Annotated in this window: 17 protein-coding genes; 9 read left to right on the forward strand and 8 right to left on the reverse strand. The window is 65.6% G+C overall.

Going from position 1 to position 24,287, the window contains the following annotated elements:
- The first annotated feature begins 24 nt into the window (after positions 1–24).
- Together KYN89_RS08280 and KYN89_RS08285 are read left to right on the forward strand one after the other, a co-directional pair.
- Complete coding sequence (locus tag KYN89_RS08280; RefSeq protein WP_222824627.1) at positions 25–696, forward strand: YggS family pyridoxal phosphate-dependent enzyme; 672 nt, start codon at positions 25–27, stop codon at positions 694–696.
- 186 nt (positions 697–882) lie between these two features.
- Positions 883–2,796 (forward strand): DUF4209 domain-containing protein, encoded by a 1,914-nt coding sequence (locus KYN89_RS08285; protein WP_222824628.1) that lies wholly within the window; start codon positions 883–885, stop codon positions 2,794–2,796.
- Positions 2,797–3,083: 287 nt separating this feature from the next.
- Here the strand turns inward: KYN89_RS08285 and KYN89_RS08290 are convergent, their stop codons facing one another.
- Both KYN89_RS08290 and KYN89_RS08295 read right to left on the reverse strand, forming a co-directional pair.
- Positions 3,084–5,852 (reverse strand): [protein-PII] uridylyltransferase, encoded by a 2,769-nt coding sequence (locus KYN89_RS08290; protein ID WP_222824629.1) that lies wholly within the window; start codon positions 5,850–5,852, stop codon positions 3,084–3,086.
- Entirely contained in the window at positions 5,849–7,540 is a 1,692-nt protein-coding gene (locus tag KYN89_RS08295) for a class I adenylate-forming enzyme family protein (RefSeq protein ID WP_222824630.1), read from the reverse strand. Before KYN89_RS08295 ends, KYN89_RS08290 begins: the two co-directional genes overlap by 4 nt.
- Before the next feature lie 140 nt (positions 7,541–7,680).
- Here KYN89_RS08295 and lgt point away from each other — a divergent pair, with 140 nt between their 5' ends.
- From lgt to KYN89_RS08310, 3 genes are all read left to right on the forward strand, one after another.
- Positions 7,681–8,565: a prolipoprotein diacylglyceryl transferase gene (gene lgt / locus KYN89_RS08300; RefSeq protein ID WP_222824631.1), complete on the forward strand. Its 885-nt coding sequence runs from the start codon at positions 7,681–7,683 to the stop codon at positions 8,563–8,565.
- 83 nt (positions 8,566–8,648) lie between these two features.
- A complete protein-coding gene (locus tag KYN89_RS08305) occupies positions 8,649–9,626 on the forward strand; it encodes a class I SAM-dependent methyltransferase (protein ID WP_248285079.1) in 978 nt (325 codons plus the stop codon).
- A 60-nt stretch (positions 9,627–9,686) separates the two neighbouring features.
- Positions 9,687–10,112, forward strand: a complete 426-nt coding sequence (locus KYN89_RS08310; RefSeq protein WP_222824633.1) for a DUF2147 domain-containing protein — start codon at positions 9,687–9,689, stop codon at positions 10,110–10,112.
- A 47-nt stretch (positions 10,113–10,159) separates the two neighbouring features.
- Here the strand turns inward: KYN89_RS08310 and KYN89_RS08315 are convergent, their stop codons facing one another.
- Genes KYN89_RS08315 through KYN89_RS08325 form a run of 3 tightly spaced genes read right to left on the reverse strand, consistent with a single transcriptional unit; the run spans position 10,160 to position 13,985 of the window.
- On the reverse strand, positions 10,160–11,710 hold the full coding sequence (locus KYN89_RS08315) for a glycine betaine ABC transporter substrate-binding protein (protein ID WP_222824634.1): 1,551 nt from the start codon (positions 11,708–11,710) through the stop codon (positions 10,160–10,162).
- Positions 11,707–12,462 (reverse strand): ATP-binding cassette domain-containing protein, encoded by a 756-nt coding sequence (locus tag KYN89_RS08320; RefSeq protein ID WP_222824635.1) that lies wholly within the window; start codon positions 12,460–12,462, stop codon positions 11,707–11,709. Before KYN89_RS08320 ends, KYN89_RS08315 begins: the two co-directional genes overlap by 4 nt.
- 11 nt (positions 12,463–12,473) lie before the next feature.
- Positions 12,474–13,985 (reverse strand): sensor histidine kinase, encoded by a 1,512-nt coding sequence (locus KYN89_RS08325; RefSeq protein WP_222824636.1) that lies wholly within the window; start codon positions 13,983–13,985, stop codon positions 12,474–12,476.
- A gap of 144 nt (positions 13,986–14,129) precedes the next feature.
- Between KYN89_RS08325 and KYN89_RS08330 the strand changes: the two genes are divergently transcribed.
- Genes KYN89_RS08330 through KYN89_RS08340 form a run of 3 tightly spaced genes read left to right on the forward strand, consistent with a single transcriptional unit; the run spans position 14,130 to position 17,219 of the window.
- Positions 14,130–15,299: an acyl-CoA dehydrogenase family protein gene (locus KYN89_RS08330; RefSeq protein ID WP_222824637.1), complete on the forward strand. Its 1,170-nt coding sequence runs from the start codon at positions 14,130–14,132 to the stop codon at positions 15,297–15,299.
- Positions 15,296–15,601 (forward strand): alkylphosphonate utilization protein, encoded by a 306-nt coding sequence (locus KYN89_RS08335; protein ID WP_222824638.1) that lies wholly within the window; start codon positions 15,296–15,298, stop codon positions 15,599–15,601. The genes KYN89_RS08330 and KYN89_RS08335 overlap by 4 nt, the downstream gene beginning before the upstream one ends.
- A 10-nt stretch (positions 15,602–15,611) precedes the next feature.
- The gene (locus tag KYN89_RS08340) at positions 15,612–17,219 is read left to right on the forward strand and encodes a carboxyl transferase domain-containing protein (protein WP_222824639.1); all 1,608 of its coding nucleotides are present in this window, start codon (positions 15,612–15,614) and stop codon (positions 17,217–17,219) included.
- 253 nt (positions 17,220–17,472) lie between these two features.
- Here KYN89_RS08340 and KYN89_RS08345 read toward each other — a convergent pair whose 3' ends face one another.
- Both KYN89_RS08345 and KYN89_RS08350 read right to left on the reverse strand, forming a co-directional pair.
- A complete protein-coding gene (locus KYN89_RS08345; RefSeq protein WP_222824640.1) occupies positions 17,473–19,185 on the reverse strand; it encodes a bifunctional metallophosphatase/5'-nucleotidase in 1,713 nt (570 codons plus the stop codon).
- Between the two features lie 70 nt (positions 19,186–19,255).
- Positions 19,256–20,437: a BaiN/RdsA family NAD(P)/FAD-dependent oxidoreductase gene (locus KYN89_RS08350; protein ID WP_222824641.1), complete on the reverse strand. Its 1,182-nt coding sequence runs from the start codon at positions 20,435–20,437 to the stop codon at positions 19,256–19,258.
- A gap of 133 nt (positions 20,438–20,570) precedes the next feature.
- Between KYN89_RS08350 and KYN89_RS08355 the strand changes: the two genes are divergently transcribed.
- Positions 20,571–21,692, forward strand: coding sequence for an acyltransferase family protein (locus tag KYN89_RS08355; protein WP_222824642.1), 1,122 nt, complete (start codon positions 20,571–20,573; stop codon positions 21,690–21,692).
- A 6-nt stretch (positions 21,693–21,698) separates the two neighbouring features.
- On the opposite strand, the gene gyrB is transcribed toward KYN89_RS08355, so the two are convergent.
- Complete coding sequence (gyrB, locus tag KYN89_RS08360) at positions 21,699–24,218, reverse strand: DNA topoisomerase (ATP-hydrolyzing) subunit B (protein WP_222824643.1); 2,520 nt, start codon at positions 24,216–24,218, stop codon at positions 21,699–21,701.
- Positions 24,219–24,287 lie beyond the last annotated feature (69 nt).

Here is a 24,287-nt window from a genome sequence, read left to right on the forward strand (position 1 = left end):
GTCCAGCCGCTATAGCGGCGCGCGATGGATAGCGCAGCAGCCCTTACACACGTCGAAGAGCGGATCGCCCGCGCCTGCACAATCGCCAAGCGCGAGCGGGAAGAGGTCCACCTGATCGCGGTCAGCAAGACCCACCCGGTCGAGCGGATCGAACCGATGCTGGAAGCAGGCCAGCGCCTGTTCGGTGAAAACCGGGTGCAGGAGGCGCAGGACAAGTGGCCCGCGCTGCGCGAGCAGTACCCCGATGTAGAGCTGCACCTGATCGGCCAGCTGCAATCGAACAAGGCGGAAGATGCCGCTGCGCTGTTCGACGTCATTCACTCGCTCGACCGGCCGAGTCTGCTCAAGGCGCTCGCCAAGGCGTATGACAAGCTGGGCAGGCGCGTGCCGTGCTTCATCCAGGTCGATGTCGGTGAGGAAGAGCAGAAGGGCGGCTGCGCGATTGCCGACCTGCCCGACCTGATCGCGCAGGCGCGCGAGGCGGACATCCCGCTGCTCGGGCTGATGTGCATTCCGCCCGCCGACAAGGAGCCCGCGCCGTTCTTCGCACTGCTCGGCGAACTGGCGCGGCGGCACGAGCCCGAACCGGGTGCTTGGGGCCTGAGCATGGGGATGAGCGGCGATTACGAGACCGCGATCATGCTCGGCGCGACCCACATCCGTGTGGGGTCCGCGCTTTTTGGTGAGCGGGGGTGATGGGGTAGGGGCGGCTATTGTGCCGCTAAGTGACAGACGGCTTTTAGGGTGACATTTGCCAAAGCGGACACTCTAAGAGCGCAAAGGTACGGACCTGCAACCTCATCACTTTCGCCCCTGTGCTTTCAGCCCGCTTTTTGTTGATCGCCGCAATCTCGGAAGCCATGATCCTCTCAGGTGAGAATCATGGCCAATGAAACGAATGAAGACGATCTGGTAGATTCAAGTGAGGGCGAGCGGGATGAGGCCGCACCCGCCCGAAGACTTGTCACAGCCGAGATGATCGCGAAGACCGACCTTGGCGCAGTTCTCGCGGCGGTCGCTGATCAAGACGACGATGCAGTCGAAAAACAGCTGCGCGCATCCGAGAAAGTAGCAACGGAGGCAGGTGACGTAGATCGCGCCGATGCGCTCGAGCTGTTCGCTTCCATCATGTTTATAGCAGTCCGCCCCGACGACGAGGCGAACCCCTTCACGGCCAAGCTCGTCATGGACGGCCGTCGAAGCATGATACCCGACGATATTGTCGGCGAGCAGTCAGCCATCTTGGCAGAGATCGTCGAGACGTTGCCCAACCCGCATCTGCGCGCGAAGGTTGGTGACATCGTATTCTACAACAGTCGCAAGCACTGGAAAGCGGCTGCGACGGCTATCGATGCTTATTGTGAGATCGCCCGAGGAAGGCTTGATGACACAATCAAGCCGCGTCCATCTCGACCTGCGGATTCGATCATGGACGTGGTCGAGCCTCTTGCACGCGCGACTGCGCTGACACGTCTGACCAAGAAGCGCGGCGACATCCCCGTCTTGGTCCGCCAAACCTTACAGGCTTGCTATGATGCTGCCTTAGCGGGCTGCCACTATGTCGTCTTCGTCAAGATTGCTGAGCTCGGAATCTGGCACGGCATCCTGGAGGCAAGTCAGGTCGCGCGCGATGCCGAAGAACTTGCACGAAACGCCCCGCCAGGAACCTATCCGGAAGCGGTGAAGCGCGTGTGGATCATCGCCGCAAGCAGTCACGATCGACTTAACAACAAGGACGACGCCAACCGCTGCCGGGTTGAGGCTGCTGAACAGACGCTCAAGATGCGAGATGAGTCGAACCAGCCCGCCGTGAAAGCGCACTGGACGAAGGCCGCGCTTGGTGAAATGCGTCATCTGTCCGGAACACGCGACCGGATTGAGCAGCTAAGAAACGAGCTTCGAACGTTTCAGATGGCTGCTCAGGATGACTTCGGCTCTTTCACGACGCCCATGGATCTGAGCGAGACAAGGCGTGAGATCGAAGCTCTTTTCGTTGGCATTTCCTTCGCGGACGCCTGTGTCCAATTCTACCATATGAGTGAGGCGCCATCAAAACAGGAACTTCGCGACACCGTCCTGGAGCTCGCTCGGAAGGATCCGCTTGGAGCGATGATCTCGTCGAGTTACTACGACGCCGAGGGTCGTGAGGCTGCCCGTGCGCCGGCCATGCCCTCCGACGGGAGTCCCTCCGAGAACTGGTTCAGGGCCGAGGGGGCTAGATACATGGATGTGCTCATGTTCCAGCAGGTGCGAGGAAAGATCGAACCTGCGCGGCTTTCCCTCGTCGAGCGCATCTCGATACAGGAACGCCACCTTTTGCCGATCGCGGAGGCGAGCGTGTTCGTGCCCCCAGGACGGGAACCACTATTCGCCATGGGGTTCGCGCGCATGTTCCAAGGCGACTACGCTACTGCGGCGCATCTCCTGCTGCCGCAACTCGAGAACTCCCTGCGCCACATTCTCATGCTCTCGAACCGCGACCCGTCCAAAATCGAGCAGGATTTGATCCAGGGCGACCGCGCGCTTTCACAACTGCTCGAGGTCAACCGCGGGGAGCTCGAAGCCATCCTAGGTGAGGATGTCGTCGACGAGATCGATATCTTATTTAATTTCAGGCCGGGGCCTGCCCTCCGAAATGAGGCGGCGCATGGGAAGCTGCCTTGGGGTGCCTTCTTTCATCACTCCACGATATTTGGATGCTGGTTCATATTTGGCTTAACGTGCCGACCGCTGTTTCATGTCTGGCAAGAACAGATCGCGCCTCTCCTCGCTGCAGAGACAGATGGGCAGCTATAGTCAACGCCCGGCAGCATCGGCCTGCGAAATCCGGCGGGTCGAACGACCGCTTTCAGTATTGAAGATGCGAGCCTCGAACGGCGCCTTTGAGCTCGCAAACCCGCCATCCTCCTTCCCACCCCAATCCCCACACCCGCATTTTCCTCCTCGCGCACCCGATGCTCGCGTCGCTGGCCCGCTCTTTCACATGGTAATTCGCGCCGCTTCCAGGCGCGCTCTTTCAAACGCACTGCGCTGCATGTGCTTCATCAACTTGCGTTTTGCGCAAGCGAGCGTCCCACCGGACCCTAAGCAGGCTCCAGCTCGGCCTGCATTTCGTCGCTGGCCGCGTCGGAGAGCGCGGTGCGCAGTGCCTCGAGGCGGCCTGGGTCGGTGATCTTGTCGCCGGTCAGATCGGTTACGTAGAAGGTGTCCGCCGCGCGCTCGCCGTAGTGGGTGATGTGGGCGGAGCGGATCATCGCGTGCTGTTCGAACAGCGCGCGCGCCAGCCGGTTGAGCAGGGCGGGGCGGTCGCGTGCGCCGACCTCGATCACCGTGAAGCGGTGCGAGGCGTCGTTGTCGAACGCGACCGAGGGCCGCACCTCGAACGCGCCCGCGCCGCGCCGAGGCAGCGGGCGCTTGGCCAGCTTGGGCACCAGCTGCACGCCGCCGGTCAGCCCGTCGGCAATGCTGCGCTCGATCCGGGCAAGCTGGTCGTCCTCCCCGAAGGGGCGGCCGAGCGGGTCCTGCACCAGGAAATTGTCGACCGCATAGCCGGTGCGCGTGGTGTGAATGCGCGCGTCGATGATGTTGCCGCCGACCAGATGGATCGCGCCCGCGATCCGCATGAAGATGCCCGGATGGTCCGCCGCGATCACGGTAACCAGCGTCGCGCCGCGTTCCTCGTCCGCCTCGCAATGGACCGACAGTGCCTCGCCCAGCTCGCGCGCGACCGTATATTGGACGATGTTGCGCGCGGCGATGTCGGGCGGTTCGGCGATCCAGTAGGGGGCCGTGAACAGGTTCTCATGCGTGTCCATCAGCGCGGCCTTGTCGCCCAGTTCGGCGCGGACCGCCTCCTTCTTGGCGGCGACGCGGCCCTTGCGCCCGCTGGTCGCGTGGCCCAGCCGCAACCGCTCGTGCGAGAGGTCGTAGAGTTCGCCCAGAAGCTGTCCCTTCCAGCTGTTCCACGTGCCCGGCCCCACCGCGCGGATATCGACCGCAGTCAGGATCGCGAGCTGGCGCAGCCGCTCCAGCGTCTGGACCTCGGCGACGAAATCCTCGACCGTCTTGGGGTCGGCGATGTCGCGCTTGAAGGCGGTGTGGCTCATCAGCAGATGCTGGCGCACCATCCAGGCGACCAGCGCGGTTTCATCCTCGGTCAGGCCGAAACGCGGGCACAGCTTCTCCGCCACTTCGGCACCCAGAACGGAGTGGTCGCCCCCGCGCCCCTTCGCGATGTCGTGCAGCAGCGTTGCCACGAACAGCGCGCGGCGGCTCTTGAGCCGGTGGATCTCCCTGCTCGCACGCGGATGCTCCTCCGAGAGCGAGCCTTTCTCGATCGCGTTGAGGAAGCCGATCGCGCGGATGGTATGCTCGTCCACCGTGTAGTGGTGATACATGTTGAACTGCATCTGCGCGTTGACCCGCCCGAAATCGGGCACGAAGCGGCCGAACACGCCCGCCTCGTTCATCCACCGCAGCACGGTTTCGGGGTCGTTACGCCCGCACAGCAGATCGAGGAACAGCGCGTTGGCGCGCGGGGATTCGCGCACCTCGTCGTTGATCAGCCCGCTGTCGCGATCGGCCTGACGCATGGTGCGCGGGTCGATCTCGAGCTGCTCGGACTCGGCCACCTGAAAGATCTCGATCAGGCGGATCGGGTCCTTGCGGAACCAGTCGTCACCCGGCGCGGCGAGCTTGCCGGCGAAGGCGGTGTAGCCGCGGACCATGCGCGGGCGCGCGTTGAACCCGGCGAGCAGGCCGCGCCGAGCGCGCTTCTTCGCGAATTGCTCTTCCAGCTGGCCGAGGAACACGCCGGTCAGCGAGCCGACCCGCTTCGCCTGCAGGAAATAGTACTGCATGAACCGCTCGACCGCAGCCTTGCCCTGCCGGTCGGCGAAATGCATCCGCCGCGCGATTTCCTTCTGCAGGTCGAAGGTGAGGCGGTCTTCCGCCCGGCCGGTGATTTCGTGCAAGTGGCAGCGCACTGCCAGCAGGAAGCCCTCCGCGCGGCGGAAGCTGCGATATTCGGCCTTGGTGAAAAGCCCTGCGTCGACCAGCTCGGCGGCGTCGCGCACGCGGTGGATATACTTGCCGATCCAGTACAGCGCCTGAAGGTCGCGCAAGCCCCCCTTGCCCTCCTTCACATTGGGTTCGACCACGTAGCGCGTGTCGCCCATCCGCTTATGCCGGGCATCGCGCTCGCGCAGCTTGTCGGCGACGAACTGCCGCTCGGTCCCGTCGACGACCTCGGCGTAGAAGCGCCGCCGTGCCTCTTCGTAGAGCGCTTCATCGCCCCACAGGTAACGGCATTCGAGCAGCGAGGTGAGGATCGTGCCGTCGGATTTCGACATGCTCACAATGTCGTCCACCGTGCGCACCGAATGGCCGACGGTCAGCCCCAGATCCCACATCAGGTAGAGGATCGCCTCGATCAGCTTAACCGTACGCGGGTCGTCCGCCTGCTCGACGAAGAAGGCGATGTCGATGTCGGAATGCGGGGCCAGTTCCTCGCGCCCGTAGCCGCCGGCCGCGACCAGCGTGATCGCCCGCGCACGCTTGCCCTCTGGCACGGGGGCAAGGTGGTCGCTCGCGAAATCGTGGATCAGCCGCAGTAGCTGGTCGATCAGGAAGCTTTGCCCCCCGCATTGCGCGTGGCCGGCAGAGGGATGTTCGGCCAGCCGGCGCGAAAGTTCCGTCCGCCCGTTCTCCAACGCCTTGCGCAGCAGGGCGAGCACCGCGTCACGCGCGCTGCGGCCATCGCCGTCCGCCTCGCCGATCGTTTCACCGATTCTCTGGGCGAGCTTGCGCCGGTCGACGATGGCGCGCTGGTTGGAGAGTGGCGGAGCGCTCAAGCGGCGGCGAAGTCCTTGCTGTATTGCTCGCGCAGCGCCTTGCGGTCGATCTTCTGCGTGCCGAGCCGGGGCAGGCTGCCATGCTCCTGCCAGATATGCGCGGGCCGCTTGAATGGCGGAAGGTGCGTTTCGAGGAACGCGGCAAGCTCCGCCTCGCTCAGGCTTGCGCCGTCGCGGGTCAGGTAGACCGCGCCGACGATCTCGCCGTAGCGGTCGTCGGGCAGGCCGAAGACCGAACATTCGGCAACGTCGTCATGCGCGTAGATCGCCTCTTCCACCTCGAGGCAGCTGATGTTCTCGCCGCCGCGGATGATGATGTCCTTCTTGCGATCGACGATGAACAGATAGCCGTCCTCGTCCAGCCGGCCGAGATCGCCGGTGCGGAAGTACATATCCTCGGTGAAGGCTTCCTGCGTCGCCTCGCGATTGTCCCAATAGCCAAGGAAGTTGGCGACCGTACGGATCGAAACCTCGCCGATTTCGCCGGTCGGCAACTTGTTGCCCGCATCGTCGAGAATCGCCAGATCGACCAGCGGGCGGCTGGCCTTGCCGGTGCTGGTCGGCTTGGCCAGGTAGTTCTCGTTGAAATTGCCGCAGCCGATCGCGTTGGTTTCGGTCAGGCCATAGCCGAGCAGCGGGAACCCGCCGGGGAAGGCCTTGTGGATCTTCTCGACATGGTCGGTCGGGCGCGGCGCGCCGCCTGCGGCGAAAGACGTGCAGGTCGAGGTATCGTACTTGTCGCGGTCCGGATGGGTCGCAATTTCGTAGCTCATCAGCGGCACGCCGGTGAAATAGGTCACCTTCTCGGCCTCGATCAGGCGCAGCGCCTCGGTTGCGTCCCACTTCTTCATCAGCACCAGCTTGCGACCCAGTGCGAAGCTTTGCAGGAAGACCGGAATTTCGCCGGTCACGTGGAACAGCGGCACAGCGACCAGCGCGCAGGGCTGCAACGACGGTGCTTCGCCCTTGCCCGACAGGTAGGTGAGCGCCATCAGGCTCTGCATGACGTAGCTCATCGTGCCGTGGATCACGCCGCGATGGTCCGAATAGGCCCCCTTGGACCGCCCGGTCGAACCCGAGGTGTACAGCAGGGTGGCGTAGTCGTCCGGCCCGAGTTCGGGCAGCGCGGTCGCCGCGGGATCGCCCCAGACCGCTTCCAGCCCATCGGCCGGATTGCAGTCATGCTTGAGCGGGACGATCTGCGCGCCGTGCGTCGTGCCTTCGAGCCGTTCGGCCCGCTTGCGATCGGCCAGCACGATCCGGCAGCCTACCATCTTGAGCGCGTCGGCCATTTCCTCGCCGCTGGAGAAGCCGTTGACCAGCGCAGCACATCCGCCGGCCATGGTGATCCCCATATAGGCGATGATCCAGTTGGCCGAGTTGCGCGCGGCGATCCCGATCCGGTCGCCCTTGATCAGCTTGTGCTGCGACAGCAGCCCCGCTGCGACGTGGCGCGCGGCATCATAGGCTTCGCCGAAGGTCAGGCGGCAGCCATCATCGACGAGGAATTCCTTGTCCCGGTGCTCGTTGCAGTAGTGGGCGAAATAGTGCGCCAGGCTGGGCGGCGCGTTCTTGAACGCCGGCATGGCGACGCCGTTGCGGGTGAACGGCACGGTCTCCGCAGGGCCGCCGGGCGCAACCAGCCCGTCCATGATCGTATCCAGCGTAGTGTCGAGCTCGGTCGCCATTGATTTCCTCTCTCCGGGTGACCCGCCGACCGCTGTGGCCGTGCGAGCAATGTCCTTTTTTCTGACATCCGCCTGTGCCAATGCAACCCGCGTTGGCGCAAGGCGGGATCGTTCGGGCGCATCTCTAAGGGGTCGATGGAATGCTGTCACTACTGGCAGAAGCTGCAAACCAGCCGATTTACTGGTCGGACCTTGGCCTGACGCCGGGGATCGACCTCGGCTTCTTCACGCTGCGGTGGTACTCGCTGGCCTATATCGCGGGCATTGTCCTCGCCTATTGGCACCTGTCGCGGATGATCAAGGCGCCCGGCACGCCGATGAATCAGGCCCATGTCGACGACCTGCTGTTCTACTGTACGCTGGGCGTGATCTTCGGCGGGCGGTTGGGTTACGCGATCTTCTACCGCCCCGAACTGTTCGTCGATTTCAGCCATGAAGGCTGGATGCCATGGGGTCTGCCGCGCCTGTGGGATGGCGGGATGAGCTTCCACGGCGGGGTGATCGGCGTGGTTCTGGCGCTGCTGTGGGTGAGCTATCGCAACAAGCTCAACTGGCTGCGCGTGTCGGATTACATCGCGGTCAACGTGCCCTTCGGAATGTTCTTCGGCCGACTCGCCAATTTCGTGAACGGAGAGTTGTGGGGCCGCCCGACCGATGTGCCGTGGGCAATGGTCTTCCCTTCGGACCCCAGCCAGCTCGCGCGTCATCCCAGCCAGCTCTATCAGGCGGGGCTGGAAGGGCTGGCAATGATGGCAATCATGCTGTCGCTGTTCTGGCTCACCAAAGCTCGCTGGAAGCCCGGCCTGCTGGTCGGCGTGTTCACCGCCGGAATCGCGACCGCTCGCTTCATCAACGAGTTCTTCCGCCAGCCCGATGCACAGCTGACCGAATTCGCGATGCGGACCGGGCTGTCGATGGGTCAGTGGCTGAGCATCCCCATGATCCTCGTCGGGATCGTGGTGATCGTCTACGCGATGCAGAACAAGACGGGCCGCGTCGATGCGCCCGCGGCGAGCGAATCCTGACCGAGCGCAGCGAGCACAGCGATCTGGGCGAACGGTTCCGGCGGCTGATCGCGACGCATGGACCCATGCCGGTCGCGCGCTTCATGGGGGAGAGCAACGCGCATTATTACGCCGCGCGCGATCCGCTGGGCAGCGCGGGCGACTTCACCACCGCGCCCGAGATCAGCCAGATGTTCGGCGAACTGATCGGCCTGTGGCTGGCGGACATCTGGACCCGCGCGGGCAGTCCGCCCGGTGCGATCTATGTCGAGCTGGGGCCGGGTCGGGGCACTCTGGCGGCGGACGCGCTGCGCAGCATGGCGCGCTTCGGCCTGCAGCCGGAGGTGCACTTCGTCGAGGGATCGCCGCCGCTGCGGGCATTGCAGGCCGCAGCCGTGCCTGGCGCGCGGTTCCACGACGACCCGACCAGCCTGCCGGATGGCCGCCCGCTGCTGCTGGTGGCGAACGAGTTCTTCGACGCGCTGCCGGTCCGCCAGCTGGTGCGTACAGAACAAGGCTGGCGCGAGCGCATGGTCGGCTTGTCGGAAGACGACGATTTCCGCTTCGTCGCAGGCGATCAGCCGATGGACAGCGTGGTCCCCGCCGATCGCGCCGATGCGGAGGTCGGCACGATCGTGGAGACATGCCCTGCGGCGGCCGCGATCCTGCAGGACGTCGCGCAGCGGCTCGCGGCGCAGGGCGGGGCGGCGCTGATGATCGATTACGGCCATCTCACCCCCCGCACCGGCTCGACCTTGCAGGCGATCGCGCGGCACGAGAAGGTCGATCCGCTGGCAACGCCGGGTGCGGCGGACCTGACCGCACATGTCGATTTCGCCGCGTTGGCCGAGGTCGCGCAGCGGGAGGGCGCACGGGTGCTGGGCAGCGCAACGCAGGGCGCGTTCCTGTCCGCGCTCGGGATAGATGCGCGCGCGGCGGCGCTGGCCAAGGCCGCTCCGCAGCGCGCAGGCGAGATCGAAACTGCGCGCCATAGGCTGGTTTCGGGCGAACAGATGGGCGATCTGTTCAAGGTGCTGGCGATTGCCCACCCTGAATGGCCCGCAGGCGCCGGGCCGGGCTGACATTCGCCTTCAGGCCGTTCATCTTGCGGAACGCCGTGTTCTGATAGATGTTTGGCCATTATGAAGAAACTTCTCCCCGCCATGCTCGCAGGTGCCGCCGGTCTGGCCGCGCTCGCCGTTCCCGCCCTGGCCGCCGATCCGATCGGCGGGCAATGGGTAACGCAGGACAAGGACGCGGTCGTCACAATCGGCGATTGCGGCGGCAGCGTGTGCGGCAAGATCACCAAATTTCTCAAGACGCCGCCCGGTGGGGCCGATCAGCGCGACATCCACAATAACGACAAGTCGCTGCGCAGTCGTAAGCTGATGGGTCTGCCGGTGCTGACCGGCTTCAGGCAGGACGGCGACGAGTGGCGCGGCGAAATCTACGATCCGAAGTCCGGCAAAACCTACCGCTCGGTGATCCAGCGTAAGGGCCCCAACAAGCTTGAGGTGAAAGGCTGCGTGACGGTCTTCTGCCAGACGCAGGTGTGGACGCGGCCCTGACCTGACGGCTTTCCCACGCGGGCTGACCGGCCCGATCTGGAAACCCGCTATTCCAGCCCGACTTCTTCCGCCAGCCAGCGCGCCGCCTCCTGCGGCGTCTTCTTCTCGCCATCGGTGCGGTCGACCGAAAAGTTTGCCTCGCGCATAGCCTCGACGTTGATCGTGCCCAGCAGCGGGCGCAGCGCATTGATAAGCCGTTCGTCGTTCGCGCGTTCGGGCGAGAGGATGATCAGCGTGTCGTAGCTGGGCAGTGCCTCACGCGGATCTTCGAGCACGCGCAGGCGATCGGCGGCGATCCGACCGTCCGAGGTATAGGCGGTGATCACGTCGGCTTCGCTGGAGCGGAGCGCGTCGTACATGAAGGTGGGCGAGAAATTGCGCTGGTTGGCGAATTTCAGACCATAGGCATCGCGCACCGCGAACCATTCGGGCCGTTCGAACCATTCCGGATCGCCGCCCGCCACCAGCCGGGGGGCTGCGCGCGCCAGATCCTCGATCGTGCGAATGCCCAGCTCGTCTGCCCGATCTTCACGCATCGCGAAGGCATAGGCGTTTTCAAACCCCAGCTTGCCGAGCACGCGGGAGCCTTGCACCTCGCGCTCCCATTTCCGGATCGCGTCGTACATCGCATCGCGGCCCGGGTTGTCGGTCCGCTTCATCTGGTTGGCCCAGATCGTGCCGGTATAGTCGAAATAGAGGTCGATCGACCCATCGGCGACGGCCTGCGCGACCACTGCCGAGCCCAGGCCTTCGCGATATTCGACGTTGTAGCCCGCCTGCTCCAGCTGCGCGCCCACTAGCCGTCCGAGGATCAGCTGTTCTGAAAACTGCTTGGTCCCGATGACCACCGTGTCGCGTCCGTCGTCGCGGCTCCAGTCGACCTGGCTGACGAAGGCCGCTGCGACCCCGATGGCGACCGCAATCGCACCGCCCAACCACAGGCGCCGGTCACGGTGGCGGAAGCCTGCTTCGATCGTGCCGAGCAGCGCGTCGGCGATGATCGCCAGCCCCGCGCTGGCGATGCAGCCCGCCAGCACCAGCGACCAGTTCTGCGTTTGCAGCCCGGCGAAGATCGGATCGCCCAGGCTGGGCTGACCGATGGTGGTCGAAAGCGTCGCCGCGCCGATGGTCCACACGGCGGCGGTGCGGATGCCCGCCATGATATAGGGCGCGGTGAGTGGTGCCTCGACCAGCCGCAGTCTCTGCCAGAAATTCATTCCCACGCCGTCGGCCGCCTCGATCACCCCGGGGTCGAGATTGGCCTGCGCCGTCACCGCGTTGCGCAGGATCGGCAGCAGCGCGTAGAGCGCCAGCGCAAGCAGCGCGGGCAGAAAGCCGAGCGTGGGGAGGTCTTCGCCGAAGACCGCACGCAGGCTCAGCAGGATCGGGAAGAACAGCGCCAGCAGCGCGAGCGCGGGGATCGTCTGGACGAGGCTGGCAAAGCCCAGCGCGGCGCGCGAGACCGCCTGGCTCCGGCTCGCCCACACCGCCAGCGGCAGCGCGACCGCGATGCCGAGGCCGATCGCGCAGGCAGCCAGGATGACATGCTGGGCGAGCACGCCGCCAAGCCCCATCAGCGCGGTCCACACGCCGCTCATCTCTCCAGCTCCTTGAGCCGTTCGGCCTGGTGCCGCGGAACCGCGACCAGCCCCTGCGCGACCTCTCCGCCGCCACCGCTGGCGAGTGCCTGCGGGGTTTCGTCGGCGACGATCTTCCCTGCATCCATCACCAGCACGCGGTCGGCGAGAATCAGCGCCTCGGCCATGTCGTGCGTAACCATCAGCGTCGTCAGTTCGAGCCGGTCGTGCAGATCGCGCACGCGGGTGCCCAGCGCATCGCGGGTGACCGGGTCGAGCGCGCCGAACGGTTCGTCCATCAACAGCAGATCGGGATCGCCCGCGAGCGCGCGGGCCACGCCCACGCGCTGCTGCTGGCCGCCCGAGAGTTCCTCGGGCAGACGGCTGGCCATCGCGGGGTCGAGATCGACCAGTTCGAGCAGTTCGCCGATCCGCTCCCGGCTCAGGTTGTCGCCGACCAGTCGCGGGCCGATCGCGATGTTCTCGCCCACGCGCATGTGGGGGAAGAGGCCGATGCGCTGGAAGACATAACCCATCTGGCGCCGCATCGCGGTGGCATCGCGCGTGGTGACGTCTTCGTCATCCAGCAGCACGCGCCCGGTGGTCGGTTCGACCAGGCGGTTGATGGTCTTGAGCAGGGTCGATTTGCCCGATCCCGATGCGCCGACCAGCGCGACGAAGCTGCCAGCCTCGATCGTCAGGTCGATACCGGCCAGTGCCTCGGTCGTATCATAGCGTTTGGTGACGCTGTCGAACGTGAGCGATGCTGCCATGCGGCGGGCCGTTATCCTGCCAGCGCGGCGAGCGACAGGTCGAGCACCACGGACAGGCCGTCCTCACTCCATTGGCGGTCGATCCGCCCCTGCATCTGCCCCTCGACGCTCATCTTGAGCAGGCGCGAACCGAAGCCTTCGCCGCCGGTCTCCAGCGGAGCCACGCCGGGTTCGTGCCATTCGATCCGCAGCATGTCGTGATCCGCCTGCGAAATGGTGACGTCGACCACGCCTTCCTCGTTCGCGAGCACGCCGTACTTCGCCGAATTGGTCGCCAGTTCGTGGAACACCAGCGCCAGCGGGGTCGCCGCGCGCCCCTGGATCGTGGGGTTGGAGCCGGTCACCGTGATCCGCTGTTCATGCTGCGAATTATACGGCGCGAAAATCTGATCGAGCAGGCCATGAAGCGTATTTTCGCGGACCATCCCGGTGGGCGCGACGAATTCATGCGCACGGCCCAGCGCTGCGATCTTGTCGGTCATCTCCTGCGCGAAATAGCGCAGGTCCGGATCGCGCCGCGCGGACAGGGTGATCAGGCTGGCGACCACCGCGAAGATGTTCTTGATCCGGTGCGACAGCTCGCGCGCGAGCAGGTCGCGGCTTTCGGACAGCCGATGCGCATCGTCGATATCGATGATCGTGCCGACCCACCGCCAGCGGCCATTGCCCAGCTGGATCGGCACCGCGCGGCTCAGCGCCCAGCGGTATGATCCGTCGGCCAGTCGCAGCCGCCACTCGTCCTCGTAAACCTGCTTGGCGCGCGCCGCCTCCTGCAGCTTGAGGCGGCTCTGGTCGAACTCGTCCGGGTGGATATGCGCCTGCCAGTCGTCCGCTGACCGCGGCGGGGTGGCTCCGGTGACTTCGTCCCAGCGTGCGTTGAAGAAATCGAAGGTCAGATCCTCGTCGGCCGACCACGCGATGCCCGGCACCGAATCGAGCACCAGATTGAGCATCCGCGCGCGCTCCTTCGCCTGGTCGCGCGAACGCAGTGCCTCGCGCTCGTTGACGAAGCGGCGCACGGCGGAACGGGCGAGCACACGCAACCCCTCCTGCTGTAATTCGTTCAGGCCCTCGGGATGCGGCTCGGTGTCGATCACGCACAGCGCGCCCAGCTCGGTCCCGTCCTCGGTCACCAGCGGGGCACCCGCATAGAAGCGCAGGTGCGTCTCGCCCGTGACCAGATCATTATCGGCAAAGCGCGGATCTTTCGTGGCATCGGGCACCACGAACAGCTCGTCCCCCTGCATCGCATGGGCGCAGAAGCTGACCGAGCGCGGCGTCTCGTTGCTTTCGAGCCCATGGCGGGCGAGGAAGCGCTGGCGGCGTTCCTCGACGATGGTCACGCTTGCGTTTGGCGTGCCGCACAGTTTCGCGGCGAAGGCGGCGATCGATTCGAGCTCGAAATCGTCTTCCAGCGAATCGATACCGAAGGGCGCAAGCTCACGCGCGCGGTCCCCCGGCGCACTGGCCGCTGCATCCGGACGATTCGCGTCCGCGCTCTTGGTTTCGAAAAGAGTGTCCATGATCCCGTCAGCGACAGGATATAACCATCAGCACCGGTTCCGCCACCAAAGGTTTATATTGCATGATATTTGTTAAACTTTGCCGGCCGGTTTGCGGGGGCTCGCGGGCTTGCTATGCGCACCCGCAAACAGAAGGATACCCCCATGCGCGCAACCCCTGAATTCGACTTCCAGCTTGGTGAAAGCGCGGAGATGATCCGCGAGAGCGTCGGCCGCTTCGCCGACGAGCAGATCGCTCCGCTGGCAGAGAAGATCGACCGCGAGGACTGGTTTCCCAAGGACGCGCTGTGGGCGCAGATGGGCGAGCTGGGCCTGCACGGCATCACCGTCGATCCCGAGGATGGCGGGCTTGGCCTCGGCTATCTCGAACATGTGATCGCGGTCGAGGAAGTCAGCCGGGCGAGTGCTTCGCTGGGGCTCAGCTACGGCGCACACTCCAACCTGTGCATCAACCAGATCCGCCGCTGGGGCAACGAGGAACAGAAGGCGAAGTATCTGCCCGGGCTGATCAGTGGCGAACACGTCGGTTCGCTGGCGATGAGCGAGGCAAGCGCGGGTTCGGACGTTGTCTCGATGAAGCTGAAGGCCGACGCGGTCGAGGGCGGCTACCGCCTGAACGGGACCAAGTTCTGGATCACCAACGCGCCCTATGCCGATACGCTGGTGGTCTATGCCAAGACCGACAGCGAGGCGGGATCGCGCGGGATCACTGCCTTCCTGATCGAGAAGGGCGATGAAGGCTTCTCGATCGGCCAGAAGATCGAAAAGGTCGGCATGCGCGGCTCGCCGACGAGCGAGCTGGTGTTCGACGACTGCCGCATCCCCGAGGATCGCGTGATGGGCCCGGTCGGCGGCGGCGTGGGCGTGCTGATGAGCGGGCTCGATTACGAGCGCGTGGTGCTCTCCGGCATCCAGCTGGGCATCATGCAGGCCTGCCTCGACACCGTGATTCCCTATCTTCGCGAGCGCACGCAGTTCGGCAAGCCGATCGGGTCTTTCCAGCTCATGCAGGCCAAGGTCGCGGACATGTACGTCGCGCTGCAATCGGCGCGGGCCTACACCTATGCCGTGGCCAAGAGCTGCGATGCGGGCCAGACCACCCGCTTCGACGCGGCGGGCGCGATCCTGCTGTCGAGCGAGAACGCGTTCCGCGTCGCGGCGGAGAGCGTGCAGGCGCTGGGCGGGGCGGGCTATACGCTCGACTGGCCGGTCGAGCGCTACATGCGCGACGCCAAGCTGCTCGACATCGGCGCGGGCACCAATGAAATCCGGCGGATGCTGATCGGCCGCGAACTGATAGGAGCCGCAGGGTGAGCGATAGCGAAGATTACGTCTACGACGAGGAAAGCGGCGAGTGGATGCCCGCCTCGGAGCTGGCGGCAAAGCAGGCTGCGGCGGACACCGTCGAAGTGCGCGATGCGGTCGGCAACCTGCTTGCCGACGGCGACCAGGTGACGCTGATCAAGGACCTCGACGTGAAGGGCGCGGGCCAGACGCTCAAGCAGGGCACACTGATCAAATCGATCCGCCTGACCGGCGACGCGCAGGAGATCGACTGCAAATACCCCGGCATCAAGGGCCTAGTGCTGCGCGCCGAGTTCGTGAAGAAACGCTGAGATTGAAAATATGACCGCACCCGTACTCACCTCGATGCTCGACCGTGAAGCGCCCGATGCCAAGGCGCGCTTCGATCACAACAAGGCGCTGGCGCAGCAATTGCGCGAAAAGGTCGCCGAGGCTGCGCTGGGCGGGAGCGAGAAGCATCGCGAGCGGCATGTCTCGCGCGGCAAGCTGCTGCCCCGCGAAAGAGTCGAGCGGCTGCTCGATCCCGGCTCGCCCTTTCTCGAGATCGGCCAGCTCGCCGCCAATGGGATGTACGAAGGCGACGTCAACGGCGCCTCGATGATCTGCGGCGTGGGGCGCGTGTCCGGGCGGCAGGTGATGATCGTGTGCAACGATCCGACCGTGAAGGGCGGCTCCTACTACCCGATGACGGTCAAGAAGCACCTGCGTGCGCAGGAAATCGCGCAGGAAAACCGCTTGCCGTGCATCTATCTGGTCGACAGCGGCGGCGCGAACCTGCCCTATCAGGCCGAGGTTTTCCCGGACAAGGAGCACTTCGGGCGCATCTTCTTCAACCAGGCGCAGATGAGCAGCCTCGGCATTCCGCAGATCGCCTGCGTCATGGGCAGCTGCACCGCGGGCGGGGCCTATGTGCCCGCGATGAGCGACGAGAGCGTGATCGTGCGCAATCAGGGCACGATCTTCCTCGCCGGGCCGCCGCTGGTGAAGGCCGCAACGGGCGAGGAAATCAGCGCCGAGGATCTGGGCGGCGGTGACCTGCACGCCAAGAAATCCGGCGTGGTCGACCATCTGGCAGAGAACGACGAACACGCGCTGACCATCGTGCGCGATATCGTCAGCCATCTGGGTGCCAACACCGATGCCGCGACCAATATCGACCTTCAGGAGCCGGTGCCGCCGAAGTTCGACGCGGAAGACCTCTACGCGCTGATCCCCGAGGATGTCCGCGCACCCTACGACGTGCACGAGGTCATCGCGCGGCTGGTCGACGGCAGCGAGTTCCACGAATTCAAGAAGGACTATGGCAGCACGCTGGTGTGCGGCTTCGCGCATGTCTGGGGCATGCCGGTGGCGATCCTCGCCAATAATGGCGTGCTGTTCTCGGAAAGCGCGGTGAAGGGGGCGCACTTCATCGAACTCGCCTGCCAGCGGCGCATCCCGCTGCTGTTCCTGCAGAACATCTCCGGCTTCATGGTCGGGGGCAAGTACGAGGCGGAAGGCATCGCCAAGCACGGTGCGAAGCTGGTGACCGCCGTTGCCACCGCCAGCGTGCCCAAGGTCACCATCCTGATCGGCGGCAGCTTCGGCGCGGGCAATTACGGCATGGCGGGCCGCGCCTATTCCCCGCGCTTCCTGTTCAGCTGGCCCAACAGCCGCATCTCGGTGATGGGCGGCGAACAGGCCGCTTCGGTGCTCGCCACGGTCCACCGCGATGCGGATTCGTGGACCGAGGAGCAGGCCGAGGAGTTCAAGGCCCCCATCCGTCAGAAGTACGAGGACGAGGGCAATCCCTACTACGCCACCGCGCGCATGTGGGACGATGGGGTGATCGACCCGGTGCAGACTCGCGACGTGCTGGGCCTCGCCTTCGCCGCCTGCCTGGAAGCGCCGATCGAGGATCGCCCGCGCTTCGGTGTCTTCCGGATGTAGCGACGCTGTGGCTGACAAGGGTGACACGTGTCACCCATGTGGCACTCTGCAAAGTCTCCGTGAAATCAGAGGGATGTCTGCATTCGGGTGACGCTTTTACGGTTTTCACGCGGTGCGGATTTGTGAGGGTGAGGGACGACGATGGGAAAGAGCCGTCCGCACCCTAGCGCCCCGGACGCAGGTAGGAAAATCGGTTGCCTGAAGGTCGGCCCGGGCGGGGCGATCGCCCGCCCCGTGGGCCCGGGCAGTCTGCCTACTCGACCGCAGTGATCCGCCCGGTAGCTGGCAGCGCGACCATGTCCTTGCCCGCCAGGTAGGCCTCGATCGCGTCCAGATCGACCGGGCCGGTGACCACGTCGGTGCCATCCTTGAACACGGTGAAGCTGTCGCCGCCCGCGGCGAGGAAGCTGTTCATCGTGACGCGGTAATCGGCTTGGGGATTGATCGGCTTGCCGTCGAGCGTGACCGAGACGACGCGCGATCCGACGGGGCGGCTCATGTCATAGACGAGCGCGAACCCTTCGGACGGGCTGAAGGTCTGCACGAAACCATCATCGTCGAACTGCTGTTCGAGCAGCGCGAGCAATTGTGCGCCGGTGAAGGTCTTGGTCACCAGCGTGTTGCCGAAGGGCTGGACCGAATAGATGCTGCCGAAGGTGATCGTGCCGTCCGCCGCAGACTCCAGCCCCGCGCCGCGAATGCCCGAATTGTTCATGAAGGCGATCTGCGCGCCCGCGTCGCGGGTCGCGAAAAGCTGCGCGTCGGCGATGAAATTGCCCAGCTGGGTTTCCTCGGTCGCGGGGCCGGGCGCTGCTGGATTGCCGCTGATCCGGCCGACCGGGCGCTGCTCCGCCGCGCTCGCCGCGTTGCTGTAGCGCGCGACATATTCGATGAGGTCGCTGCGCGGAATCAGTGTGGCGAAGTCGGGGTTCGCGTCTTGCGGCGCGGCGCTCTGCACCACGACGTTGTCTGCGGTGACGCCCACCACATCATGTGTCGCCGGATCGAAATCGAGAGTGATGTCGGTCAGCAGCGAACCGCCATAGCCTGCACTGGTGACGAGGAAGCTGCGCGCCGGGTCGATCTTCGAAAAATCGCACACATAGGCGGCGTGGGTATGGCCCGAGAGGACCAGGTTTACCCGCGGATCGACCTGCTTGAGAATGTCGATCAGCGGCCCGGCAACGCCGCCGCAACTTTTGTCGTTGAAGCCGACATCGGTGTACAGGCCCTGGTGGATCGCGACCACGATCGCATCCGCGCCCTGTTCTTCCAGCAGCGGCAAGGTGCGGTTGATCGCCGCCGCCTCGTCGCCAAAGGTCAGCCCGTCGACCCCGCTGGGCGTCACCAGCGTGGGGGTTTCCTTCAGCGTCAGGCCGATCACGCCGATCTTTATCTCGCCCGCGGGGGTCTCGAACGTCTTGATCCCGTAGGCGGGGAACAGCGTGCCGCCATCCTCCATCGCGACGTTCGCGGCGAGGAAGGCGAAGTCCGCGCCGGCAAAATCGGGCTCTACCGCGCACGGATCGCGCAGGGTCAGCTTCTCGCAGCCGCCATCCTGCACGCGCCTGAGTTCGCGCCAGCCCCTGTCGAATTCGTGATTGCCGACAGCGTTGAAATCGAGCCCGATGCGGTTCATCGCGCCGATCGTCGGCTCGTCGAGGAACAGCGAGGAGACCAGCGGGCTCGCCCCGATCAGGTCGCCGGCTGCGATCACCATCGTGTTTTTGTGCTTCGCGCGCACCGCATCGACCGCAGAGGCCAGCCAGGCCGCGCCGCCGGCCTTCGCCTCGCGTCCGTCGCCCAGTTTCACGGGCCGGGTGATCGGCTCCAGATTGCCGTGAAAATCGTTGAGCCCGACGATGCCGATGGTAACCGGCTCGGCTGCGCGCTGGTCGGGGACGGTGGCGCAGGCACCCAGATAGAGCGGGAGCGCGAGGGCGAGCAGAATGCGTTTTGCGGTCATCCGCCCCGCATGCGCGCGTGCTGTTGCAAGTTCAAGAACCAGTGCAGCGTTCCGGCCCGAAGGGCGCGCGCTACAGCGCCTCGCCGCAGGCCTGCCCGCTCGCCCAGGCCCACTGGAAATTGTAGCCGCCGAGCCATCCGGTCACATCCACCGCCTCGCCGATCGCGAACAGGCCGGGGGACTTCTTGGCCTCCATCGTCTGCGAGGAAAGCTCGGCGGTGGAGATGCCGCCTGCGGTAACCTCGGCCTTGGCGAAGCCCTCGGTGCCGTTGGGGTGGAACTGCCAGCCGCGCAGCCGCTCCTCCGCTTGGACCAGCGCCTTGTCGGACATGCCCTGGAGCGGGCCGGAGATGCCGAGCCGCTCGGCCAGCGTGACCGCGAGTCGCTCGGGCAGATGCTCGCGCAGCACCTGCGCCATGCTCGCCTGCGGGGACTTCGCCTTGCGTTCGCTCAGCCAGCCGGGGGCGAGGTCGGGCAGGAAGTCGATCCGCAGCACTTCGCCATGCCGCCAGTAGGAACTGGCCTGCAGGATCGCGGGGCCGGACAGGCCCTTGTGCGTCAGCAGCGCGGCCTCGCGGAATCTCGCAGCCGTTTTGCCTTGGCCGGCGGTGGCTTCGACCGGGGCCGAGACGCCCGACAGTTCGCGGAACAGCACATCTTCGCCGCCCAGCGTCAGCGGGACGAGCGCGGGGCGCGGCTCGACCACCTTGAGGCCGAACTGGCGCGCGAGATCATAGGCAAAGCCGGTCGCGCCCATCTTCGGGATCGACGGGCCGCCCGTGGCAATGACCAGCGCAGGCGCGCGGTGGGTTTCGTCATTCGCCTCGACCGAGAAGCCTGCCTCGTCGCGCGCGATCCTGCCGATTTCCTGCCCGGTGCGGATCTCGACGCCGCCCTTTTCGCACTCGGCCAGCAGCATCGTGACGATCTGTTTCGCCGACCCGTCGCAGAACAGCTGGCCGAGCGTTTTTTCGTGCCACGCAATCCCGTGGCGCTCGACCAGATCGAGGAAATCGCGCGGCGTGTAGCGGGCCAGCGCAGACTTGGCGAAATGGCGGTTGGCCGAAAGGTAGTTCTCCGGCCCCGCGCCCAGATTGGTGAAATTGCACCGTCCGCCGCCCGAGATGAGGATTTTCTTCCCCACCGCGTCGGCCTTTTCGAGCACCAGCACGCGCCGCCCGCGCTGGCCTGCGACGGCTGCGCAGAACAGTCCGGCGGCCCCAGCGCCGAGGATGATTGCATCATGATCCATGGACCAGCGCCGTGGACCTTCCCCGCGCGCATGTCGAGCAGCGGCGGTAGGGATTGGCGCGCGCATCGTCCTATCCGGAGACGGTGCATTTCGCGCGCGCGACATTGCGTCGGGGGCGGTACAAGGGCGATCCATGGACCCCGAGTCGCCCTCCGGCGCGCAGCGCTACCACCATCTCGACGCCGCGCGCGCGCTGTTCATGCTGCTGGGCATTCCCTTCCATGCGAGCCTCGCCTTTGCGGGCGGACACTGGCTGGTGATGAGCGGATCGCGCGATCCGGTGCTAGCCGTCATCCCGCCGTTGCTGAGCGATTTCCGCATGCCCGGGTTCTTCCTGATCGCCGGGTTCTTTGCCGCGATGCTGCTGGAGCGGCGCTCTCGCGGCGCGTGGCTCAAGGGCCGGGCCGAGCGTCTGGGCGTGCCGCTGCTGACCGGGATGGCGATCATCCTGCCGCTGCAGGCGGCCATCCTGCAGTATGCGCCGCGCGGCATCGTGGATCCCGCTGCCGCAGCCCATCCGCTGGCGCACCTGTGGTTCCTGCCCACGCTGCTGATCCTGTGCGCGCTGCTGGCGGCGGTGTGGCCGCTGGTCGCGCGCGCGCGATCCTTCGCCGCGCCGCCGGTGATCGCGCTGGCAGCAGCGCTGGCGGTGTACGAGCTGGGCCTGACCGTGGTGGAGCATCTGCTCCACAGCGATCTGAGCTTGCTCGGCGGATATCTGGATCTGCGCTCGCTGGCGATCTTCCTGCCGTTCTTTGCGCTGGGTGTCGCGCTGCGCCGGTCGCCCGCGCTGTGGAATCGCTTCGCCCGGTTCGATCCGGCGGTGGCGATCATCGGGCTGCTCGCGCTGGTCCTGCATGTCGGCCTGTGGGAGGACCGCTCGACGATCGGGATCGCGCTCGACATCCTGTTCGACGGCCTGTCGTCGGTGTGCCTCGTGCAGACCATCCTCGCGCTGTTGCTGCGCCTGTTCAGCAAGCCTTCCGCGCGGGTCGACCGGCTGGTCGACGCCTCTTTCACGATCTACCTGCTGCACCACCCGGTCGTGGTCGGGCTGGCGATTCTGTGCATCACCGCCGCGGTTCCGCCGCTGCTGGCGTGGGTCGCGATCTGCCTGGGGGCATTCGCGCTGCCCTATGCCGCGCACCGGATGATCCGCCGCAGCCCACTGGCGCTGTGGCTGCTCAACGGTGTGCGTCCGCAGCAGCGCGGCTGGGGCCTGCTGGTGGGCGCGCGCGAGGGCGCACCCGCCTGACACAGGTCAGATATCGAGGTTCGCGACGTTCAGCGCATTGTCCTGAATGAACTCGCGCCGGGTCTCGACCACGTCGCCCATCAGGCGGCTGAAGATCTCGTCGGTTACGTCGGCATCCTCGATCTTTACCTGCAGCAGCGCGCGGTTGTCCGGGTCGAGCGTGGTCTCCCACAGCTGTTCCGCGTTCATCTCGCCAAGACCCTTGTAGCGCTGGACCGACAGCCCCTTGCGGCCAGCCGCGATCACCGCGTCGAACAGCTGGGTCGGGCGTATGATCGTGCCCTGTCCTGCGGTGGCCGAGAGATCGGGCGTGCCGCCGTCATCTTCGCTGTCGGCCTCGGGAGCATCCTCGACCGCGCTCGGCTTCACCAGCTTTGCCGCGCTTTCGTAGGCGTCGAGGTTCTCGGCGGCGACCTTGTGCAGCTTGCGCGCTTCGGCGCTTTCGAGGAATTTTTCCTCGATCAGGTGCGTGTCGGTCACCCCGCGCCACAGGCGGCTGAGCATGATCCCCCCATCGGGCGAACGCTCGCCGCTCCACTTGGCTTCGGTGTCGCCCATCTGGAGGCGTGCTGCCGCGCGGTCGAGCGCGTCGGCGGCTGCGAGGTTTTCCGGATCGAACGCGCCCGCCATTGCCAGCGTTTCGACGATCGCGGTGTCGTACTTGCGCGGCGCGTAGGCGAGCAGGTTGCGCATCCGCAGCGCGTGATCGACCAGCGCGGAAAGGTCCGCCCCGGCGCGCACGCCGGTGGGGCTGTCGAGCACGCGATCCTGCAATCCTTCGGCGACGAGGTAGCGGTCGAGCGCGCGCTCGTCCTTCAGGTACACCTCGCTGCGCCCGCGCGCGACCTTGTACAGCGGCGGCTGCGCGATGAAGAGATGGCCGTTCTTGACGATCTCGGGCAGCTGGCGGTGGAAGAAGGTCAGCAGCAGCGTGCGGATATGCGCACCATCGACGTCGGCGTCGGTCATGATGACGATCTTGTGGTAGCGCAGCTTGTCGAGGTTGAAATCGTCGCGGATGCCGGTGCCCATCGCCTGGATCAGCGTGCCGACTTCCTTGGATGAAATGATCCGGTCGAACCGCGCGCGTTCCACATTCAGGATCTTGCCCTTCAGCGGCAAAATCGCCTGCGTCTTGCGGTCGCGGCCCTGCTTGGCAGAGCCGCCGGCCGAGTCACCCTCGACCAGGAAGAGTTCGCACTTGCTCGGGTCGCGTTCCTGGCAGTCGGCCAGCTTGCCGGGCAGGCTGGCGACGCTCATCGCGCCCTTGCGGCTCATCTCGCGCGCGCGGCGTGCGGCTTCGCGGGCGGCGGCGGCATCGACGATCTTCTGGATGATGGTCTTGGCGTGGTTGGGGTTTTCCTCCAGCCACTCGGTCATCTTGTCGCCCATCAGGCTTTCCAGCGGGGAGCGGACTTCCGACGAGACTAGCTTGTCCTTGGTCTGCGAGCTGAACTTGGGATCGGGCAGCTTGACCGAAACGATTGCGGTCAGCCCTTCGCGCATGTCTTCGCCCGAGAGCGTGACCTTCTCTTTCTTCAGCAGGCCCGAGGACGCAGCGTAGTTGTTGAGCGTGCGGGTCAACGCGGTGCGGAAGGCCGCCAGGTGCGTGCCCCCGTCGCGCTGCGGGATGTTGTTGGTGAAGGCGAGCACGTTCTCGTAATAGGAATCGTTCCATTCGAGAGCGACGTCGATCCCGATCCCGTCCTTCTCCGCCGAGACCGAAATCGGCTCGGGGATCAGCGCATCCTTGTTGCGGTCGAGATAGCTGACGAAGGCGGCAATCCCGCCCTCGTAGAACAGGTCGTGCTCGACAACGTCCTCGCTCCGCCGATCGCGCAGCTTGATGTGCACGCCCGAGTTGAGGAAGGCGAGTTCGCGGTAGCGATGCTCGAGCTTCTCGAAATCGAACTCGGTGACGTTCTTGAACGTCTCTTCGCTGGCCTTGAAGGTGACGCGCGTGCCCTTCTTCAGGCCGTTCTCGTCGCCGTTCGCATCGACCGGGGGGGCGTCCCCGCGCACTTCGAGGCTGGCGACCGCATCGCCATGCTCGAAGCGCATCCAGTGCTCCTTGCCGTCGCGCCAGATGACCAGTTCGAGCCATTCGGACAGCGCGTTGACCACCGACACGCCCACGCCGTGCAGCCCGCCCGAGACCTTGTAGGCATTGTCGTCGCTGGTGTTCTCGAACTTGCCGCCCGCGTGCAGCTGGGTCATGATGACTTCGGCGGCGGAGACGCCTTCGCCCTTGTGCATGTCCACCGGAATGCCGCGGCCATTGTCTTCCACCGAGACGCTGCCGTCGGGATTGAGTTCGATCAGGACGAGGTCGCAGTGGCCCGCCAGCGCTTCGTCGATGGCGTTGTCCGACACTTCGAACACCATGTGGTGCAGGCCCGAACCGTCGTCGGTGTCGCCGATATACATGCCGGGGCGTTTGCGAACCGCGTCGAGGCCCTTGAGCACCTTGATCGAATCCGCACCATATTCGCCGGTATTCCGGCCATTCTTCGTGTTCTCGTCCATCGGGCGAATATAGGCGCTGATGGCGCGATTCCCAAACCTTTCGGCAAGGAAAAACACGGCTTTTCCCCG

Source organism: Alteriqipengyuania abyssalis (assembly GCF_019857185.1).
Lineage (GTDB): Bacteria > Pseudomonadota > Alphaproteobacteria > Sphingomonadales > Sphingomonadaceae > Alteriqipengyuania > Alteriqipengyuania abyssalis.

Excerpts from the sequence above, each read along its gene's own strand:
- KYN89_RS08280 (WP_222824627.1), top strand. The coding sequence starts at position 25 with ATGGATAGCGCAGCAGCCCTTACACACGTCGAAGAGCGGATCGCCCGC.
- KYN89_RS08285 (WP_222824628.1), top strand. The coding sequence starts at position 883 with ATGGCCAATGAAACGAATGAAGACGATCTGGTAGATTCAAGTGAGGGC.
- KYN89_RS08295 (WP_222824630.1), bottom strand. The coding sequence starts at position 7,540 with ATGGCGACCGAGCTCGACACTACGCTGGATACGATCATGGACGGGCTG.
- lgt (WP_222824631.1), top strand. The coding sequence starts at position 7,681 with ATGCTGTCACTACTGGCAGAAGCTGCAAACCAGCCGATTTACTGGTCG.
- KYN89_RS08305 (WP_248285079.1), top strand. The coding sequence starts at position 8,649 with ATGGGGGAGAGCAACGCGCATTATTACGCCGCGCGCGATCCGCTGGGC.
- KYN89_RS08310 (WP_222824633.1), top strand. The coding sequence starts at position 9,687 with ATGAAGAAACTTCTCCCCGCCATGCTCGCAGGTGCCGCCGGTCTGGCC.
- KYN89_RS08315 (WP_222824634.1), bottom strand. The coding sequence starts at position 11,710 with ATGAGCGGCGTGTGGACCGCGCTGATGGGGCTTGGCGGCGTGCTCGCC.
- KYN89_RS08320 (WP_222824635.1), bottom strand. The coding sequence starts at position 12,462 with ATGGCAGCATCGCTCACGTTCGACAGCGTCACCAAACGCTATGATACG.
- KYN89_RS08325 (WP_222824636.1), bottom strand. The coding sequence starts at position 13,985 with ATGGACACTCTTTTCGAAACCAAGAGCGCGGACGCGAATCGTCCGGAT.
- KYN89_RS08330 (WP_222824637.1), top strand. The coding sequence starts at position 14,130 with ATGCGCGCAACCCCTGAATTCGACTTCCAGCTTGGTGAAAGCGCGGAG.
- KYN89_RS08340 (WP_222824639.1), top strand. The coding sequence starts at position 15,612 with ATGACCGCACCCGTACTCACCTCGATGCTCGACCGTGAAGCGCCCGAT.
- KYN89_RS08345 (WP_222824640.1), bottom strand. The coding sequence starts at position 19,185 with ATGACCGCAAAACGCATTCTGCTCGCCCTCGCGCTCCCGCTCTATCTG.
- KYN89_RS08350 (WP_222824641.1), bottom strand. The coding sequence starts at position 20,437 with ATGGATCATGATGCAATCATCCTCGGCGCTGGGGCCGCCGGACTGTTC.
- KYN89_RS08355 (WP_222824642.1), top strand. The coding sequence starts at position 20,571 with ATGGACCCCGAGTCGCCCTCCGGCGCGCAGCGCTACCACCATCTCGAC.
- gyrB (WP_222824643.1), bottom strand. The coding sequence starts at position 24,218 with ATGGACGAGAACACGAAGAATGGCCGGAATACCGGCGAATATGGTGCG.